General features: G+C 73.5%; 14 protein-coding genes. 7 read left to right on the top strand and 7 right to left on the bottom strand.

What is annotated here, in order from left to right:
- Window positions 1-163 precede the first annotated feature (163 nt).
- Window positions 164-1,549, top strand: a complete 1,386-nt coding sequence (locus tag ACQEU6_RS34955; protein WP_499337698.1) for an NAD(P)H-quinone dehydrogenase — start codon at window positions 164-166, stop codon at window positions 1,547-1,549.
- A 22-nt stretch (window positions 1,550-1,571) separates the two neighbouring features.
- On the opposite strand, the gene ACQEU6_RS34960 is transcribed toward ACQEU6_RS34955, so the two are convergent.
- Both ACQEU6_RS34960 and ACQEU6_RS34965 read right to left on the bottom strand, forming a co-directional pair.
- Window positions 1,572-2,855 carry an ArsB/NhaD family transporter gene (locus ACQEU6_RS34960; protein WP_499337699.1) on the bottom strand — a complete coding sequence of 428 codons (1,284 nt, stop codon included), beginning with the start codon at window positions 2,853-2,855 and terminating at the stop codon, window positions 1,572-1,574.
- 40 nt (window positions 2,856-2,895) lie between these two features.
- Complete coding sequence (locus tag ACQEU6_RS34965; RefSeq protein WP_499337701.1) at window positions 2,896-3,354, bottom strand: CBS domain-containing protein; 459 nt, start codon at window positions 3,352-3,354, stop codon at window positions 2,896-2,898.
- A 305-nt stretch (window positions 3,355-3,659) separates the two neighbouring features.
- On the opposite strand from ACQEU6_RS34965, the gene ACQEU6_RS34970 reads away from it, so the two are divergent.
- Window positions 3,660-4,337: a response regulator gene (locus ACQEU6_RS34970; RefSeq protein WP_499337703.1), complete on the top strand. Its 678-nt coding sequence runs from the start codon at window positions 3,660-3,662 to the stop codon at window positions 4,335-4,337.
- A gap of 10 nt (window positions 4,338-4,347) precedes the next feature.
- On the opposite strand, the gene ACQEU6_RS34975 is transcribed toward ACQEU6_RS34970, so the two are convergent.
- The 3 genes from ACQEU6_RS34975 to ACQEU6_RS34985 all read right to left on the bottom strand — a co-directional run bounded on the left by ACQEU6_RS34975 (window position 4,348) and on the right by ACQEU6_RS34985 (window position 8,638).
- On the bottom strand, window positions 4,348-5,307 hold the full coding sequence (locus ACQEU6_RS34975) for a sensor histidine kinase (protein ID WP_499337704.1): 960 nt from the start codon (window positions 5,305-5,307) through the stop codon (window positions 4,348-4,350).
- 27 nt (window positions 5,308-5,334) lie between these two features.
- A complete protein-coding gene (locus ACQEU6_RS34980) occupies window positions 5,335-6,744 on the bottom strand; it encodes a hypothetical protein (protein ID WP_499337706.1) in 1,410 nt (469 codons plus the stop codon).
- Between the two features lie 127 nt (window positions 6,745-6,871).
- Window positions 6,872-8,638, bottom strand: coding sequence for an acetyl/propionyl/methylcrotonyl-CoA carboxylase subunit alpha (locus ACQEU6_RS34985; protein WP_499337708.1), 1,767 nt, complete (start codon window positions 8,636-8,638; stop codon window positions 6,872-6,874).
- 207 nt (window positions 8,639-8,845) lie between these two features.
- On the opposite strand from ACQEU6_RS34985, the gene ACQEU6_RS34990 reads away from it, so the two are divergent.
- From ACQEU6_RS34990 to ACQEU6_RS35005, 4 genes are all read left to right on the top strand, one after another.
- Window positions 8,846-9,886: an SPFH domain-containing protein gene (locus tag ACQEU6_RS34990; RefSeq protein ID WP_499337710.1), complete on the top strand. Its 1,041-nt coding sequence runs from the start codon at window positions 8,846-8,848 to the stop codon at window positions 9,884-9,886.
- Between the two features lie 41 nt (window positions 9,887-9,927).
- Window positions 9,928-10,257: a hypothetical protein gene (locus ACQEU6_RS34995; RefSeq protein ID WP_499337712.1), complete on the top strand. Its 330-nt coding sequence runs from the start codon at window positions 9,928-9,930 to the stop codon at window positions 10,255-10,257.
- Window positions 10,258-10,332: 75 nt separating this feature from the next.
- Complete coding sequence (locus tag ACQEU6_RS35000) at window positions 10,333-10,884, top strand: hypothetical protein (RefSeq protein ID WP_499337713.1); 552 nt, start codon at window positions 10,333-10,335, stop codon at window positions 10,882-10,884.
- Window positions 10,885-11,160: 276 nt separating this feature from the next.
- Window positions 11,161-11,430, top strand: a complete 270-nt coding sequence (locus ACQEU6_RS35005; RefSeq protein WP_499337715.1) for a WXG100 family type VII secretion target — start codon at window positions 11,161-11,163, stop codon at window positions 11,428-11,430.
- Between the two features lie 101 nt (window positions 11,431-11,531).
- Here ACQEU6_RS35005 and ACQEU6_RS35010 read toward each other — a convergent pair whose 3' ends face one another.
- The gene (locus tag ACQEU6_RS35010) at window positions 11,532-16,052 is read right to left on the bottom strand and encodes an FtsK/SpoIIIE domain-containing protein (protein ID WP_499337716.1); all 4,521 of its coding nucleotides are present in this window, start codon (window positions 16,050-16,052) and stop codon (window positions 11,532-11,534) included.
- A gap of 38 nt (window positions 16,053-16,090) precedes the next feature.
- Entirely contained in the window at window positions 16,091-17,032 is a 942-nt protein-coding gene (locus tag ACQEU6_RS35015) for an NAD-dependent epimerase/dehydratase family protein (RefSeq protein WP_499337718.1), read from the bottom strand.
- 212 nt (window positions 17,033-17,244) lie between these two features.
- On the opposite strand from ACQEU6_RS35015, the gene ACQEU6_RS35020 reads away from it, so the two are divergent.
- Complete coding sequence (locus ACQEU6_RS35020; RefSeq protein WP_499337719.1) at window positions 17,245-17,946, top strand: TetR/AcrR family transcriptional regulator; 702 nt, start codon at window positions 17,245-17,247, stop codon at window positions 17,944-17,946.
- Window positions 17,947-18,018: the final 72 nt, after the last annotated feature.

Here is an 18,018-nt window from a genome sequence, read left to right on the forward strand (position 1 = left end):
ACGCCCCCCACAAGGAACGCGCCGCCCGGGAGGCGGAGTGCGGCGGGTCGGGCTCCGCGATGGAACGCACCACACCGGCTGATGGGCCTCTCCGGGGTCGTCGCAGGAAGAAAGGGGCCGGAGCGGGACTTTTCACTGCCGTGAGTAGGAAACAATGGAAGATGTGACCCGCATCGTGATCATCGGAGGAGGCCCGGGCGGTTACGAGGCCGCGCTCGTGGCGGCGCAGCTCGGCGCCGACGTGACCGTCGTCGAACGGGACGGTCCGGGCGGCGCGTGCGTGCTCACCGACTGCGTGCCCTCCAAGACGCTCATCGCCACCTCGACCCGCATCGCGGTCATGTCGGAGTCGGCCGGCCTTGGCCTGCGCTTCAACGGCGGCCCCGACGGGATCGTCGGGGCCCTCGAAGCCGACATCGCGACCGTCAACAAGCGCGTGAAGGACCTCGCGCGGGCCCAGTCGTTCGACGTCGCCGAACGGCTCGCCTACGAGGACGTGAAGATCGTCCGCGGCGAGGCGCGGCTGGTGGAGCCGCACGTCGTGGCGGTCGGCGACCGCCGCATCGACGCCGACATCGTGCTCATCGCGACCGGCGCGACGCCGCGCGTGCTGCCCGGCGCGGAGCCCGACGGCGAGCGCATCCTGAACTGGCGCCAGCTCTACGACCTGCCCGAGCTGCCCGGGGAGCTGATCGTGGTCGGCTCCGGCGTGACGGGCGCCGAGCTCGCGGGGGCGTACCTGTCGCTCGGCTCGAAGGTGACGCTGGTCTCCTCCCGCGACCGGATCCTGCCGACGGAGGACGCCGACGCCGCGGCCGTCCTCCAGGACGTGTTCCTGCGGCGCGGAATGAACGTCATGTCGCGGTCGCGCGCCGCGGCCGTGGAGCGGTCGGGCGACGGCGTGATCGTCACCCTGGAGGACGGGACGAAGGTCGAGGGCACGCACTGCCTGATGACCGTGGGCATGGTCCCGAACACCCGGGGCATCGGCCTGGAGGAGGTCGGCGTGCGCTGCGACGCGCGCGGCTTCGTCGAGGTCGACAAGGTGTCGCGGACGTCCGTCCCGCACATCTACGCCTCCGGCGACTGCACGGGCGTGCTCATGCTGGCGTCCGTCGCCGGAATGCAGGGGCGCATCGCGATGTGGCACGCGCTGGGCGAGGCCGTGCAGCCGCTGAAGCTCGGCTGGGTCTCCTCCAACATCTTCACCGACCCCGAGGTCGCGTCGGTCGGCGTGACGCAGCACATGGTCGACTCCGGTGACGTCAACGCCCGGGCGGTCATGCTGCCGCTGTTCACCAACGCGCGCGCCAAGATGCAGGGCTTCGAGGACGGTTTCGTGAAGCTGTTCTGCCGCCCGTCCACGGGGATCGTGCTCGGCGGCGTCGTCGTGGCGCCGCGGGCCAGCGAGCTGATCCTGGGCGTGTCGATCGCCGTCCAGCAGCACCTCACCGTCGACCAGGTGGCGCACACGTTCGCGGTCTACCCGTCGCTGTCGGGCAGCATCACCGAGGCGTCCCGGCGCCTGATGGCCGAGCACGCCTACTAGGCGTGCCCGGCCGGAGGTCCGGTCAGAAGTAGCGCAGGGCCACGTAGGCCCACGCCATCACCGTGCTCATGACCGTCACGATGATCCCGTAGCGGGTGAACTGCCAGAAGCTGATCGGGTTGCCGGTCTTGGCGGCGATGCCGATCGCGACCACGTTGGCGCTCGCGGCGACGGCCGTCCCGTTGCCGCCGAAGTCGGCGCCCAGCGCGAACGACCACCACAGCGCCTGCGCGGTCGTGGGGTCGGGCGCGCCCGCGGCCATCCCCTCCACGATCGGCGCCATCGTCGCCGCGTAGGGGATGTTGTCGAAGAACGCGCCGAGCACGGCCGACCCGAACAGCAGCGCGGTGGCCGCGGCGAAGTGGTCGTCGCCCACCGCGTCCACGGACCACGTGCCGATCTTCTCGATGACGCCGGTGTGCCCGAGGGCGGCCACCATGACGAACAGCCCCATGAAGAAGACCAGGACGGGCCATTCGACCTCTTCGAGGACGTCGGAGACCTGGACGCGCGAGACCAGCAGCATCACGCCCGCGCCGACGAGCGCGACGACGGACGGCTCGACGTGCAGCACCGAGTGCAGCGAGAACCCGACGATGACGAGGCCGAGCACGGCCAGGCACCGGGTGAGCAGCGCCGGATCGGTGATCGCCTTGCGCTCGTCCAGCGACATCACCTCGGCCGCGTACCGCTCGTCGTAGCGGAAGGAGGAGCGGAACAGCACCCGGGCCAGCAGCACGAAGGCGATGAACACGACCACCACGATCGGCGCCATGTGGACGAGGAAGTCGTTGAACGTCAGCCCCGCCCGGCTGGCGATGATGATGTTCGGCGGGTCCCCGATGAGGGTCGCGGCGCCGCCGATGTTGGACGCCAGCACCTCGGCGATGAGGTAGGGGTGGGCCGGGACGCGCAGCCGGTTGCAGACCACCACCGTCACCGGCGCCACCAGCATGATCGTGGTGACGTTGTCCAGGAACGGCGAGGCGACCGCGGTGATGAGCATCAGCATCACCAGCAGCCGGTACGGCCTGCCCCTCGACCGCTTGGCCGCCCAGATCGCCAGGTAGTCGAACAGCCCGGTGCCCTTGACGATCCCCACGATGATCATCATTCCGAGCAGCAGGAAGATGACGTTCCAGTCGATCCCGTCGTGCTCGGAGAAGAAGACCTCGGCGCCGGGCGCGAGCCCGAGCACCGTCATCACGCCGGCGGCGACGAGGACGACCTTGACCTTGTCGACCTTCTCGGTCGCGATGAAGAAGAACGCGACCACGAACACGGCGAGTGCCGCGACCGCGGTCACCGCGCGCCCTCGCGCCGGGCGCCGGCGGGGAGTCCGCCGCTCAGTCGCCGGGCCTGGTCAGCGCCAGCGCCGACAGCAGCCGGTCGAGGGTGACCGCGCCAGCCAGCAGGCCCGCCTCGTCCACCACGGCGACGAGGGGGCTGCGCTGCCGCGCCATCAGGGTGGCGAGCTCCAGCAGCGTCGCGGACGTCTTGACGATCACCGGGCGGGGAGTGGGCGTTGCGAGGCAGTCGCCGACCGTGAGGTCGCGGATCTCGTGCCAGAAGACGTCGGCGTGCGCCTCGTCCACGGTCCGGGTCAGCGCCGGGTCCTCCTGGTAGGCGACCGGGACGGCCAGCCGCAGCACCTGCGTGCCCGGCAGGACGACCCGGGGGCGCTGCGCCTCGTCGATCACGATCAGGCCGGGCAGCCGCCCGAGCGCCATGACCTGGATCGCGTGGGCGATCGAGTCGCCCAGGGTCACGGTGGGCACCTGTACGGCGATGTCCCGCGCTTGCATGGTGTCCTTTCGGCTTCCGGTAAGCCTGGTCCTCCGGGTGGATAGGGTCCTCCTTCTGGCGCCGGGGGCGGACCCGTCACGGGACGGCCTCCGCGGTGCCGTGGGCGGGGGACTGTGCCCTCCGCCCGTTCGCCGTGCCATGCGTCCGCCCCTTTCGTCCTGCGGCTTCCAGTCTTTTCGGCGGCGGCCCGCGTCCCCATCGGGCGCGTCACCCATATCCGGGGGTGCGGATCCTGTATCCGCAGGCGGCCGGGGGTCCCGCCGGGGCGGCGCGCCTAGGATGGGGGCGAGGGCGGAGGTGATCGGTGCACACGGGAGGCGTCGCGCACACCCGGGAGTCGGCCACCCGGATCCTGCTCGCCGACGATCACGCGCTGGTGCGCCGCGGGCTGCGCCTGATCCTGGACGCCGAGCCCGACCTGACCGTGGTGGCGGAGGCCGCCGACGGGGCGGAGGCGCTCGACGCGCTCGGCGCGGGCGGCGTCGACCTGGCGATCCTCGACATCGCGATGCCGCGCATGACGGGGCTGCAGGCCGCGCGGGAGATCTCCCGCCGCCTCCCCGACGTGCGGACGCTGATCCTGTCGATGTACGACAACGAGCAGTACCTGTTCGAGGCGCTGAAGGCGGGCGCGTCCGGGTACGTGCTGAAGTCCGTCGCCGACCGCGACCTGCTGCACGCCGTCCGCGCCGCGATGCGCGGCGAGCCGTTCCTGTACCCGGCGGCCGTGACCGCGCTGATCCGCGAGTACCTCGACCGGGACCGGCGCGGGGAGGGCCAGGCGAGCATCCTGACACCCCGCGAGGAGGAGATCATCAAGCTGGTCGCGGAGGGCTACTCGTCCAAGCGGATCGCCGAGACGCTCACGATCAGCGTCAAGACCGTGGACCGGCACCGCGCCAACATCCTCGGCAAGCTCGGGATGCGCGACCGGCTGGAGCTGACGAAGTACGCGATCCGCGTCGGGCTCGTCGAGCCCTGACGGGGCGGGGTCAGGCGCGCCGGGCGCCGCGCGGCGGGACGACCAGCCGCACCTCGGTGCCGCCGCCGTCCGCCGGGCCGATCGTCAGCTGCGCGCCGATGAGCATCGCGCGCTCCCGCATTCCGTGGATGCCGGAGCCGACCCGCTCCGGCGGGCCGGTCCCGTCGTCGGCCACCCGCAGGACGACGCGCCCCTCCTCGTCCTGGGCGAGCGAGAGCTCGGCGTTCCGCGCGCCCGAGTGCCGCCACACGTTCGTCAGGCCCTCCTGCGCGATCCGGTAGATCACCAGTTCGGCATCGGGGCCGAGGCCCTGAAGCCCCGGCTGGACGCGGCGGGTCACCCGCGGGCCGCCCGTCCCGGAGAAGTCCGTGGCGAGGGCGGTGAGCGCGCTGGTCAGCCCGAGGTCGTCCAGGACGCCGGGACGCAGCCTCCGGGCGACGCTGCGCACCTCGTCCAGGCTGGACCGGACGGCCTCCTGGACGTCGCGCAGCTCCCGCGCGACCTCCTCCGGCGCCCGGTTCACCACCGACTTCAGCTCCAGCAGCACCACGGTGAGGGTCTGGCCGATCTCGTCGTGGAGCTCCTGGGCGATGCGGCGGCGCTCCGCCTCCTGCGCGTCCAGGACGAGGGCGGTGCTGGTGCTGCGATCGGCCTCCAGCCGGTCCAGCATCGCGTTGAACTGGTCGACCACATGGAACAGGTCGCCGTTGCCGCCGGCCGGCAGCCGGTCGCCGGAGCGCAGCGAGTGCATCCGCGCCATCAGGGCGGTGAGCCCCTCCAGCGGCGCCAGGCCGGCGCGCAGCAGGAGCGCGTTCGCCGCGACCATGACCGCGAGCCCGCCCAGCAGCACGAAGAACTCGTTCAGCAGGATCGGCGTCGACACGGTGGCCGGTCCCACCGCCAGCACGAGGGTGCCGACGACGAAGATCAGGCCGTTGATGCCGAGGATGCGCCAGAACAGCGCGGACACGGGTGTCCTTCTCACGGGGCACGCCCCTCAGAAGCCGCCGAAGTCGCCGCCCCCTCCGAAGTCGCCTCCGCCCCCGAAGTCGCCCCCGCCGAAGTCCCAGCCGCCGTCGCCGTCGCCCCCGCCGAAGTCGCCTCCGCCGAATCCACCGCCGAAGCCGCCGCCCCACATCGAGCCGAGCGCGGTGCCGATCAGCATCCCGCTGAGCAGGTCGACGCCGCCGTAGCCGTAGTAGTAGCCGCCGGCGTAGGGCGCGTAGGCGGGGCCGGCGTTCCAGTAGGGCTGCCGTCCCCCGCCCGCCGGGACCATGCGGACGTCCGGGTCGCGGCCGTTCAGGACGGCCTCCGCGTCGGCCGCGCACGCCGGGACGGAGCGGGCGACGCCGCCGGGCGGCGCCCACGTCACGTCCTGGACGGAGGGCCCGTGCTGCGGGTTGAAGAAGCAGGGCGCGCGCCGCTCGGGGACCGGGTCGCCGGCGAGCCGGGCGCGCGTCGCGGTCATGAAGTAGCGGCCGTCCTCCAGGGCCGTCGCGACCTCCTGCATGTCCTGCGGCCGGGCGGCGCGCTCGGTCGCGGACTTGGCCCGGTCGTAGGAGTTCATCGCGCGCTCGTAGTCGGCGCGGGTGTCGGGGTCCAGGCCGCTGTCCATGACGTTCAGGTCGAGGCGGGCGATGTCCTCGCCGAGGAGCGTCACGTCCTCCTGCACGCCCGCCTTGAGGTCGGCCATCTCGCGGGCCGCGCGCTCACGGCGCCTCCTGCGGGCGTTGAGCATGACGCCCGTGACCGCCGCCACGACGAGCACGAGCACGCCGAGCAGCACGTAGCCGACCGTCGCGCTGGACCGGGAGTCGGCGTCGACCTTCTTCTCGGCCAGGCCGCCGAACTGGATCAGGCGCTGCTTCAGCGGCGCGCCCTCCGTGCGGGTGACCAGCTGGTTGAGCTCCGCGCGGTCCAGCTTCTTGGAGACCGCGCCCATCCGGGCGCCGTCGGCGGTGATCGCGACGTAGGTGCCGCCCTTGCCGACGCGCTCGGCGACGGCCGGGAGCATCTGCCGGACCTCGGTGGAGGTGACGTCGCTGCGGACCACCACGGCGCGGATGTCGGCGTTGCTGTCGCCGCCCAGGGACGTCTCGATCTCGTTCCGGTCGGCGGGGGTCAGCGGGTTCCCGGCGCCGCTCGTCACGAACAGCCGCGAGTCGAGCAGGCCCTTGGCGATCTGGCCGACGGTGTCGTCGGCCGGCGCCCGCGCGGCCGCCGCCTGCGCGGCGGTCGCGGGTGCCGCCGCGGTGACGGGTGCGGCGCCGGTCGTGTGCGCGGCGCCCCGGGACGCGGCGGCGCCCGCCGGGGCGGCCAGGGCGAACGCCGGGACGGCGACGGCGGCGATGATCGTCGCGACGGCGCCCCCGCGAGCGGCCCGGACCGCCCGGTTCTCGGTCCTCATGCAGACAGTCTGCCCACGTGGGCGCGCCGATACGTCCTTCGCCGGACGGATTTGCGCAGGCCCCCCATGGGCACCGCACCCCATCCCCTCCCGGGGCCCGGGAGGGGATGCGGCCCGGGTGACGGGCTCAGGAGTCCTTGATCTCGCAGATCACGGCGCCCGCGGAGACGGTCTGGCCCACCTCGGCGGACAGGCCGGTGAGCGTCCCCGCCTTGTGCGCGGTGAGCGGCTGCTCCATCTTCATGGCCTCCAGGACCACGATGGTGTCGCCGGCCGCCACGGTCGCGCCCTCCTCGACGAGGAGCTTGACGATGGTGCCCTGCATCGGGCTGACCAGGGAGTCGCCGGACGCCTGCGCGCCGCCGCCCTTCTTGGCGCCGCGCCGCTTGGCGGGCGCCGCCCTGCCCGCGGCGGGGGCGGCGGAGGCGCCGAACCCGGCGGGCAGGACGACCTCGATGCGCCGCCCGCCGACCTCGACGGTGACGCGCTCGCGCTCGCCCTCGTCCTCCTCGCCCGCGTGGGGGCCCTCATAGGGCGGGATCGTGTTGTCGAACTCCGTCTCGATCCACCGGGTGTGGACGCTGAACGGGGTCTCGTCGTCCGCCGGGACGAACGCCGGGTCCTCCAGCACCGCCCGGTGGAACGGCAGGACGGTCGGCATGCCGTCGATGACGAACTCGGCGAGGGCGCGGCGGGACCGCTCGACGGCCTGCCGCCGCGTCGCGCCCGTCACGATCAGCTTGGCGACGAGCGAGTCGAACTCCTGCGGGACGGTCTGCCCGGCCTCGTAGCCGGCGTCCAGCCGGACGCCGGGCCCCGTCGGGGGGTGCCAGGCGGTCAGGGTGCCGACGGCGGGCAGGAAGCCGCGCCCGGCGTCCTCGGCGTTCAGCCGGAACTCGATCGAGTGTCCGCGCAGCTCCGGGTCGCCGTAGCCGATCTCCTCGCCGTCGGCGACGCGGAACATCTCGCGGACGAGGTCGACCCCGGCGACCTCCTCGGTGACGGGGTGCTCGACCTGGAGGCGCGTGTTGACCTCGAGGAACGAGATCGTGCCGTCCTGGCCGACGAGGAACTCGCACGTCCCGGCGCCGACGTAGCCGGCCTCCTTCAGGATCGCCTTGGACGAGGAGTACAGCAGCTCCAGCTGCTCCTGCGACAGGTACGGCGCCGGAGCCTCCTCGACGAGCTTCTGGTGGCGCCGCTGGAGCGAGCAGTCGCGGGTCGACACCACGACCACGTTGCCGTGCTGGTCGGCCAGGCACTGCGTCTCGACGTGCCGGGGCTTGTCGAGGTACCGCTCGACGAAGCACTCGCCGCGCCCGAAGGCGCCCACGGCCTCGCGGACGGCCGACTCGTAGAGCTCGGGCACCTCCTCCAGCGTCCGGGCGACCTTGAGGCCGCGCCCGCCGCCACCGAACGCGGCCTTGATCGCGATGGGCAGGCCGTGCTCGCGCGCGAACGCGACGACCTCGTCCGCGCCCGACACCGGGTCGGCGGTGCCGGCGACCAGCGGCGCGCCGACCCGCTGCGCGATGTGCCGGGCCTGCACCTTGTCGCCGAGGGCGGTGATCGCGGCGGGCGGCGGACCGATCCAGGTCAGCCCCGCGCTCCGCACCGCCTCGGCGAAGTCGGCGTTCTCCGCCAGGAACCCGTAGCCGGGGTGGACGGCGTCGGCGCCCGACTCCGAGGCGATCTTCAGCAGCTTGTCGATGTCCAGGTAGCTCTCGGCCGCCGTCCGCCCGCCCAGGGCGAACGCCTCGTCGGCGACCCGAACGTGCAGCGCCTCCAGATCGGGCTCGGCGTACACCGCCACACTGACCAGCCCCGCGTCGCGGCAGGCACGGGCGATACGGACCGCGATCTCGCCGCGGTTGGCGATCAGGACTTTGCGCACGTGGGTCTCCTCCTTCAACCTCGCAGGCAGTCTAGATAACCGCGATCCCAGGTTTTCGTAAGCCCCTCCTTATGGGGGGCGTGGTCCCGGATAGCGGGAGGTTTCACGAGAAAGCGGTACCCCCACGGGGATCCCGGCGAGGCTCCGCGCCGTCTGATCCACGAACCCGCGGCGCGATCCCCCCGCGCGGGTGTGAGAGGAGCCACAGTGGCCGAGAAGAAGACGTCCGCAGCCAAGGAGCGGGCCGGTGCGACCCGGCGCTCCGGGGTGAGGGCGCCCAGCAAGCGCACCGCCGTCGTCGCCGCCGTGCTGCTGGTCGTCGTGGGATGGCCGGTGCTGAGCGCGCTGTTCGGCGGGTACGAGCGCACCGGCGGCGGCGAGATCGCCGTCATCCGCAACGGCGGGTTCTTCGACAACAACAGGATCCGGCAGGTCATCGACCCCGGATCCGGCCGCGTCTGGATCGGGCTCTACTCCCAGGTCCACAAGTACCCCGCCCAGCAGCGCTTCTACACGATCACCTCGGACGCCGGGAAGGGCGAGGAGTCCGGCGTGGACGTCGTCACCGTGCCGAGCTCGGACGGCGTCAACATGGGCATCGAGGGGACGCTGTACTTCACGCTCAACCAGGACCACCGGGCCCTCAGGCAGTTCGACGACAAGTACGGCACCCGCAAGTTCCGCAGCGCGAGCGGCGAGACCTACAACGTCTACGACGGCGACAAGGGCTGGTCGGCGTTCCTCGACCAGATCGTCCGGCCGGTGATAGACAACGACCTGCGCAGCCAGATCAACAGCTTCCGCTGCGCCGAGCTCGTCTCCTCCTGCGCCCTGGTGCAGAACTCCTCCGCGCCGAAGAACGCCCAGGCCGCCGGGCAGCAGGCGCAGAGCAACAACGGGAACATCGCCAAGGTGCAGAACGCGATCAACACGAGCCTGGCCACGGACCTGGAGCAGACGCTCGGCGGCAAGTTCGTCACGAACATCCACTTCAACCTGGTGCGGGTCACCCTGCCCTCCAAGGTGCAGGACGCGGTGGACCGCGCGCAGGCCGCGTTCGCGCAGATCAGCGAGGCCCAGGCGAAGGTCGCGTCGGCCAAGGCGGAGGCCGCGGCCAACAAGGCCCGCCAGGACGGCTACAACAAGTGCCCGACCTGCGCGAGGATCGAGGAGCTGAAGGCCCTCCCGCAGGGCATCACGGTCTACGCGCCCGGCAACCCGAACGGCTCGCTCCTGCGAGGCAGGTAGGCGGCGGTGCGGCGCCGGACGCGGACGGCGAGGAGGCGGTCGTGCGGTTCCTGATCGTTCTGGTGGCGCTGGCGGTGGCGGCCGCGGTGGTCGTCCTGCTGTTCTACGGGTTCTCCGACCGGGCGTCGCGGGGCCGGGCACGGCTGGAGGGCGGCGCCCGGTGGGAGACGCACACCGAGTCGTCCGGCGGCGCCACCGCGGTCGTCGTCCGGCGGGTCTCCCGCGGCGCCGCCGGGGAGGTGCTCGCGGAGATCGGACGCCAGACGGTCGCCACCATCCCGGACGCCGATCCGGAGTGGGAGGAGCGCTACCACGAGGCGATGGCGCAGGCCCGCTCGCGCGTCGCCGCACTGGAGAGCGAAACGGACTGAACCGGCGTTCCTCCCGGGTCCGGGCCGTGTAGTGTCGGCCCGGACCTACCAGCCTTTGATCAGCGGGAGAGGCCGATGGTTCGCCCGTGGCCCCGGGCCGGACTGGCGATCGTGCTGGCCGCCTGCCTGGTGGCGCCCTCGTCCGGCGTGCGCGGGCAGACCCCTGCGGTGGAGGACTACGTCACCCGCCAGCTCACCGTCGCCGCGAACACCTACCTGGCGCGCCGCTCCGAGGCCCTCGTCCAGAAGGACGGCCGGGGCCGCCGCACGGCGCCCACGGAGGTGCTCGGCGTGCTGATCTCCCCGTCGCTGGTGCGGTCGCAGGAGAAGGCCTTCCGGGAGCTGGAGACCCGCAACCGCGCCCCCGTCGCGGGCGGCCCCGCCTACACCGGCGCCCGCACCCGCCTGGACGAGGGCCGCGCCGTCCGCACGGGGGACCGCATCACGCTGGAGGCGGTGGAGCACACCGAGATGCGCTACGGCCGCGGGGGCCGCGGGAAGGTCACCCAGTCGGTGCGGCGCCGGTTCGAGTTCCGCGCGCGCGGCGAGCAGATCACCATGGTCGGGGAGCGCGTCCTCGACCCGGGGGCGCACCCGGTGAACGACCCTCTCGGCGACGGCCGCTGACGCGCCGTTTCCTTCCTTTGCCGCCGCGATCCTCCATTCGTCGCGGAAACAGCTCTGAAACTCCCTTGACGGGGAGTAATTATGCTCGTCACAAGCCATCCGAACCTCCCGTGCTGGCCACATCCGGACAGGCTGGGATGGTGGGTATGTGGCCGTTTCGACGGGCGATCCGGCCGGGGTCGCTGGCTGGAAGTGATCGGTGGGGCGTAGGGTGGCGCCATTCCCGCGGTAGCGGCTGGAAACGTTCCAACGATCAGCGAGGAAAGGGCCGGGGCGATGGGTGACAAGCGCGGCGCCAACCTGGGCGAGCTAGAGGAACTGTCCCGCATCTTCAGCAAGCACTCCCGCAACCTCGACGCCCTCATCAAGGACCTCAACGGCCGCACCGTGAGCAGCAGCGCCGCCTGGTGGGGCCCCGGCGCCGACCGCTTCCGCGCCTCCTGGGCCGAGGCGAAGACGGCCTTCGACAAGATGGCCCTCGCGCTCGAACAGGGCGGCCAGGACATTCGCCGGTCCCAGCAGAACATCGAGGCCGCCACGCGCTGAGCCTCCGCGAGCCGCGGGTCCCGGCCCATCCCCCCGAGGCCGGGACCCGCCTTTTTTCTTTTTCCGCGCCTTTCCGTCCGGGGTTTCGCTCCGGGCGGCGATCAGTCGGCGCTGACCGGAGGAGGAAGCGCCACCTGGATCCGGGTGGTGGCGCCCGCGGCGACGAACAGGCCGCGGCCGGTGGGCCCGCCCAGCGGCGCGTTGCGGGGCAGGCGCAGGCCGAACAGGTCGCCGTCGTCCGGCGAGTCCACCGACAGCAGGACGCCCGACCGGGAGCGCCGGGTGTCGGACAGGAAACCCCGGTAGCCGCGGCCGAGGTCGTCGGTGGTGCCGCCGATGACGACGGCGTGCTCCCCGTCGCGGGCGGTGCGCAGCACGCCGGTCAGGGCCTCGTCCATCTCGGTCTCGTCCAGGAGTTCGGCGTCGTCCACGATCACGGCGTAGCGGTGCTCGTCGCCGATCGCGCGCTCCAGGTCGCCGGCGTCGGCGTCGGCGGTCAGCACGCCGAGCACGCCCGGGCGGCCCGACAGCAGGCGCAGCGGTGAGCGGCGCGGCGTCACCAGCACGACCGGGACGAGCCCGCCGCCGACCGCGGGGTCGAGCAGCGAGTGGACGATCGTCCGCAGCGTCGTCGAGCGGCCCGAGCGGGGCGGCCCCGCGACGGCGAACCCCGGGCCCTCGCCCAGCAGGTCGACCCCGACGGGCGCGAGCGTGTCGCCGCCGACGCCGACCAGCGCCCACAGCGCCGACGGGGCGAGGAACTCCGGGTCGAGCGACATCGCCTCCCGGTAGGTGACGCGGACGGGCAGCTCGTCCACGTGCAGGGGGCCCCGGCGGCGCGGCAGCCGGCCGTACCGGGACACGGAGTTGCGGGCGATCTCCTGGAGGGCCGCGACCTGCGACGCGCCGGACGCGTCGTCCCCGAGGAGGGCGATCTGCGACTCGCGGGGCGGCGCCCCGGGCCCGGCGGGTTCCAGGGCGCGTCCGGGCGGCATCTCGGCGGGGATCTGCCTGTCCTGGAGGCCGCCGTACCCGTAGTCGTTCGGGTCGGCCATGCGCAGGATGAGGCGGCGGTCGAAGACGGTGGAGACCTGCCCGCCGAGACCGGAGCGGTCGCCGGTGAACACGGCGCGCAGGCCGGCCGCGGCGCCCTCGCGCAGCAGCCGGACGACCTGGTCCACGAGGCGCCCGTAGTCGTAGTGCTCGAACGCGCCGAGGAACCCCTCCCAGCGGTCGAGGAGCAGGACCATCCACGGGAGGCGGTCGGTGGCGGCGACGGCGGCGCGCTGCTCGGCCAGCGAGGAGAACCCCGCCTCGGCGAGCACCTGCTGGCGGCGGGCGACCTCGGCGGTGAGCGCGGTGAGGAGCCGCTCGCAGCGGTCGAGCTGGTCGCGGGTCACGACGGCGCCGCAGTGCGGCAGGGAGACCAGCGGCAGCAGCGCGTTCGCGCCGCAGTCGACGGCGTACAGGTGGGCGTCGTAGGGGGAGCAGGCGCCCGAGAGGGACCCCGCGATCGTGCGCAGCGCCGTGGACCGGCCCGACTGCGCGGACCCGGCGATGTAGAGGTGGCCGCCGGCCGCGAGGTCGAGCGTCAGCTCCTCGCGGGACTGGACGGCGGGCAGGTCCGTGACGCCGAAGGGGACCGGCGGGACGTCCACGACCGAGCCGCCCGCGGCGGTGCGGGGCGCCAGCGCGACCCGCTCGGGCAGCGGGCTCAGCCACGGCGACGGCTGCCGGGCGATCCCGGCCCGGCGGGCGGCCTCGTCGACCGCCTGGACGAGCACGCCGAGGTCGGTGGCGAGCACCGCGTCGTCGGCCGCGTCGCGCGGCGCGGGCAGCGGATGGCCGAGGCCCTGCCACGGCAGCGCGTGGACGGTCGGCGCCCCGGTCCCGGACCGGGCCCCGGGGCGGCGCCCCCCGATCCGCGCCGACTGGACGGCCCGCGGCGACGACACCCCGGAGCGGACGTAGCAGCGCCCGGGCGAGGACTTGGAGATCTGCGCCGCGTCCGGGGAGTCCAGGACGTCGGAGGACTCGTCGGGGTCGGTGACGCGAAGCGCGATGCGCAGGTTGGTGTTGGCGCGGATGTCGGCGGTCACGACCCCGGCGGGACGCTGCGTGGCGAGGATCAGGTGGACGCCGAGGGAGCGGCCCCGGCGGCCGATGTCGACCAGGCCGGCGACGAAGTCGGGCAGCTCGGTGACCATGGCGGCGAACTCGTCGATGACCAGGACGAGGCGCGGCATGGCCGCCGCCCCCGGATCGGCGGGGCGCAGGTCGTCGTAGTCGTCGACGTCCTTGGCGCCGGCGCCGAGCAGGATCTCCTCGCGGCGGCGGAGCTCGGCGGCCAGCGACTCCAGGGCCCGCTCGGTGGCGTGGCCGTCCAGGTCGGTGACCATGCCGACGGTGTGGGGGAGGTTCGCGCAGTCCTTGAACGCCGCCCCGCCCTTGTAGTCGATGAGGACGAACGTCATCTCGTCCGGGCGGTTCGCCACGGCGAGCGAGGCGATGAGGGTCTGGAGCAGCTCCGACTTGCCCGCGCCCGTGGTCCCGGCGATGAGGCCGTGGGGGCCGTCCACGCGCAGGTCGATCTCGTAGCCGCCGCCCGAGGCGAGGCCGATGGGGACGCGGGTCGTCCGCCCGCCCGTCCTGCTCCACGACTGGAGGATGTGCTCGGCCGTGGGCTCGGGCATGTCGAGGACGTCCAGGAGCCGCACGTCGGAGGGGAGCGAGTCCTCGGCGTCCTCGCGGGACACGTCCCGGACGGGGGCCAGCGCGCGCGCCACCCGGTCGGTCCAGGTCGCGGAGACCTGGTCGGCCAGGACGGGGCCGACGGCGTCGAGGCCCTGCCCCTGGAGCAGGATCGTCGAGTGCCGCTGCGTGTCCCATGCGGCGACGGCGCTGCACTCCTCGGGGAGCATCCGCTCCTCGTCGTCCACGCAGATGGCGTAGAGCCCGTACTCGGCCCCGCGCGACAGCAGCATCGGCATCCCCGGGACGCGCCGCAGCGCGCGGGCGCCGTCCAGGACGATGAGGATGTTGTACGGCGCGCCGTCGGCCGGCCGGGCGTCCTTCCCGAAGAACGACGACTCGGCCTGCGCGGCCCGGCGCCGCTCGGTGACCCGGATCGCGAGTTCGGTGACCCGGTGCGCCGCCGACTCGGGGTCGGTGCCGACGAGGGCCACGCAGTCCTCGCCCTCGCGCGGCGCGCAGTGCGGCAGCCAGCGCACCCAGTTCCACTCGTGTCCGGCGTTCTGGTCGGCGGACAGCACGACGATGGCCAGGTCGCGGGGGCTGTGCAGGGCGGCGGCCTGCGCGACCAGCCAGCGGGCCAGGGCGCGCGACGCGTGCCGGGGGCCGGTCAGCCCGATGACGCCCAGCTCGGTGAGGGGCAGCACGACCGGTACCTGGCGGGCCTTGGGGACCCGGAGCGCGTGCCCGCCGGGGGACGGCTCCTCCTGCCCCGGCTCGCCTCCGGGTCCTCCCGCGGGCTCGGCGTCCCCGGTCAGCTCGATGCGGGCGGGCAGGTCGGCGAGACCCACCCGCAGGTGCAGGACGTCGGGGTCGTCGCGGCGGCGTTCCCACAGGCGGCGCCGCGGGCCCGTCGCGGTGAGCAGGACCTCGGCGGGGTCCGGGTTCAGCGCGCGGCGCTCGGCCTCGTCCTCGCGCCGCAGCCGCTCCAGCTCGCCGTCGAACTCTCCCGTCCTGCGGTGGTACTCCTTCAGCGACTTCTTGTAGGACTTGCGGCCGTGCATCCGGTCGCCGAGCCACTCGCCCAGCGTCATGACGGGCCAGGCCAGCGCGAACAGGGCCCACCACCACTGGCCGAGCCCGAACGCCATGGCGAGCCCGAACACGGAGAACAGCAGCGCGCCGAAGAGCCGCAGCCGTTCGCGCGGGTTGCGCTCGGGACGCTTCGGCACCTCCAGGGTCCGCGCCCGCCGCGGCCGGTTCAGCCGCGGAGGCCGGTTGAACGCGAGGCCGCCCTCCGGCAGCGGCTCCAGATGGGTGTCGGGGGCGGCGCACGGCGCGAGGGCCAGGACGCTGGCCCCCACCGTCAGCAGCGCGCCCATCGGCCACGCCGTCTTCGCGCCGAGCGGCGTCCCGTCCAGCACGACCGCCCCCTGCATCGTCAGGGCGGACGCCTCGACCTGGACGGCCGTGCGCTCGACCGTCAGCCGCAGGGACCGGGCCGGGACGGACGGGTCGTCCAGCACCACGTCGACGTCGTGCCCGGACCCGATCGTGCAGACGCCGAGCCCCAGCCGGTGCACGGACCCGGCCGCCGGGCCGCCGACGACGCGCACCTCGACCAGCCCGGTCGGCTCGGTCAGCACGGTCGCGGCGGCGCCGCGCCGCTCGACCGCCACGACGGCGCCGTCCCGCAGCTCCTTCACGGCGAGCGCCTGCGGGTCCAGCATCCGGCCGTCCATCCAGAGCGCCTTGCGCGCACCCCGGGACAGCAGCGCGTCCTTGGAGAAGCGCGGCGCGGGGATCGCGGGGCCGCCGTCCAGCGCGGCGGCGAGCGTCTGGGCGACGCCGTCCACGGTGGCCTCGGAGTCGAGGCTCAGCACGACGTCGCGGGGGCCTCCACCGGTCAGCGCCGTGAACGAGATCCGCATCCGAGCCCTCCGACGTCCGCTGGACAACCGGGCCTAGCTTAATTACCCGTCCCCTCCGCCATCCGGGAAGCCGACACGACCGCCTTCAGTGCGTCGTCCAGCGGCGTCGGGGCCATCCCGAAAGCCGACTCGAAGGCCGAAGAGTCGAGGATGTAGGGCTTGTCGAACTGGTAGCGGGTCTCCCGCAGCTCCCTGACCATCGGCGAGAGGAGCCCGGCCGCGTGGAAGATCGCGCGCGGGACCTCGTGGATGCGCGGGGCCGGCGCTCCGGCGATCTCGCAGAGCCGCTCGCCGACCTCGGTGGTGGACACCGCCGGGCCGGTGGGGACGTGCCAGGGCCGTCCCCAGGCGCGCTCGTCCGTCCCGGCGATGGCGAGGGCCCGCGCGACGTCCGGCAGGTAGGTCCACGCGTGGGGGACGGACGGGTCGCTGAGGTACGGGACGCGCTTGCCCGCCAGCAGCGGCTTCACGAACCGCGTCTCGCCGATGTAGGCCTGGTCGGTGCTGCGCGGCCCGTAGTAGTCGGATCCGCGCAGTTCGGTGACCCTGGCGCGGCCCGCCTCGTGCGCGGCCAGGGCGTCCTTCCACATCCTCGCCCGCACCCGCCCCTTGGCGCCGGTCGCCGCGAGAGGCAGGTCCTCCGTCATCGGCCCGCCCACGGGGCCGTAACCGTAGAGGCAGCTCAGTGTCACCAGAACCGCCCCGGTGTCCTCGGCGGTCCCGAGGAAGGACGCGGCCATCGGCGGCCAGTCCTGCGTCCACCGGTGGTACCGCGGGTTGACGCAGTTGTAGAGCGCGTCGGCCCCCTTGGCGATCCGGGTGAGGCGCTCCCGGTCGGCGACGTCCGCCGCGATCCGCTCGACCCCGTCCGGCCCCGACCCGGACCGCGTCACGACGGCGACGTCGTGCCCCCGCGCGGTCAGCAGTTCGGCGAGGTGCGTCCCGACCTGCCCGGCTCCGACGATCACGTGCCTGCCCATGGTGCTCTCCTGACGCTGGTGTGTTCGGTGATGGGGGGCTCCGCCTCAGGCGGAGCCCTCGATACCGTCTGGTCGGTGCTCCGTTTCGAGAGCAATGCTCTCTGTTGAGAGCAGTGTTGTCAAGAGCGGCGCTCTCGAAAGAGCGCGGCGCTCTGCTAGCCTCCGGGAGACGGGTGAGGCGAAGGGCGGGCGACCGCCCCGGGGAGGTGGGCATGAGCGCGGGGCAGACGGCGCGCGAGCGGGTCCGGGCGGAGCTGGTCCGGGAGATCACCGAGATCGCGAGGCGGCAGCTCGCCACCGACGGCGCCGCGGGGCTGTCGCTGCGCGCGGTCGCCCGCGAGATGGGGATGGTGTCGTCGGCGATCTACCGGTACTTCCCGAGCCGCGACGACCTGCTGACCGCGCTGATCATCGACGGGTACAACGCGGTCGGCGAGGCCGTCGAGCGCGCCGACGCCGAGTGCGGCGCGCCGGACCACGGCGGGCGGTGGCTCGCGGTGTGCCGGGCCGTCCGGGAGTGGGCCCTCGCGCACCCGCACGAGTACGCGCTGCTCTACGGCTCGCCCGTACCCGGCTACAAGGCCCCGGAGGACACCGTCCCGGCCGCCATGCGCGACACCGTCGTCATGTCGCGGATCGTCTCCGAGGCGCACGCGGCCGGCGCGCTCGTCCCCGCCGGGCCGTGCCCGCCGCCCCCGGCCGCCATCGCCGAGGACATGGCCCGCGCCCGCGCCATGCTCCCCATGGACGTCCCGGACGACGTCATGGCGCGGGCGTTCACCGCGTGGGCTGCTTTGTACGGAACCGTCAGCTTCGAATTGTTCGGCCAGTACAACAACGTGATCGAGGAACGAACCGCATATTTCGACCACACGATGACCCTGCTGGCCCGCCTCGTCGGCCTCCAGCCGTGACGCGGCGGGCGTTCCGGGCCGTCCGGCCCGGGGGTCAGTGACGGATGTGACTGGTGGTAAGAAGCCATGTGA

The sequence above is a fragment of the Spirillospora sp. CA-108201 genome, assembly GCF_050936235.1.
GTDB lineage: Bacteria > Actinomycetota > Actinomycetes > Streptosporangiales > Streptosporangiaceae > Spirillospora.

Excerpts from the sequence above, each read along its gene's own strand:
- ACQEU6_RS34965 (WP_499337701.1), bottom strand. The coding sequence starts at position 3,354 with ATGCAAGCGCGGGACATCGCCGTACAGGTGCCCACCGTGACCCTGGGC.
- ACQEU6_RS34980 (WP_499337706.1), bottom strand. The coding sequence starts at position 6,744 with ATGAGGACCGAGAACCGGGCGGTCCGGGCCGCTCGCGGGGGCGCCGTC.
- ACQEU6_RS35000 (WP_499337713.1), top strand. The coding sequence starts at position 10,333 with ATGGTTCGCCCGTGGCCCCGGGCCGGACTGGCGATCGTGCTGGCCGCC.
- ACQEU6_RS35005 (WP_499337715.1), top strand. The coding sequence starts at position 11,161 with ATGGGTGACAAGCGCGGCGCCAACCTGGGCGAGCTAGAGGAACTGTCC.
- ACQEU6_RS35010 (WP_499337716.1), bottom strand. The coding sequence starts at position 16,052 with ATGCGGATCTCGTTCACGGCGCTGACCGGTGGAGGCCCCCGCGACGTC.
- ACQEU6_RS35015 (WP_499337718.1), bottom strand. The coding sequence starts at position 17,032 with ATGGGCAGGCACGTGATCGTCGGAGCCGGGCAGGTCGGGACGCACCTC.
- ACQEU6_RS35020 (WP_499337719.1), top strand. The coding sequence starts at position 17,245 with ATGAGCGCGGGGCAGACGGCGCGCGAGCGGGTCCGGGCGGAGCTGGTC.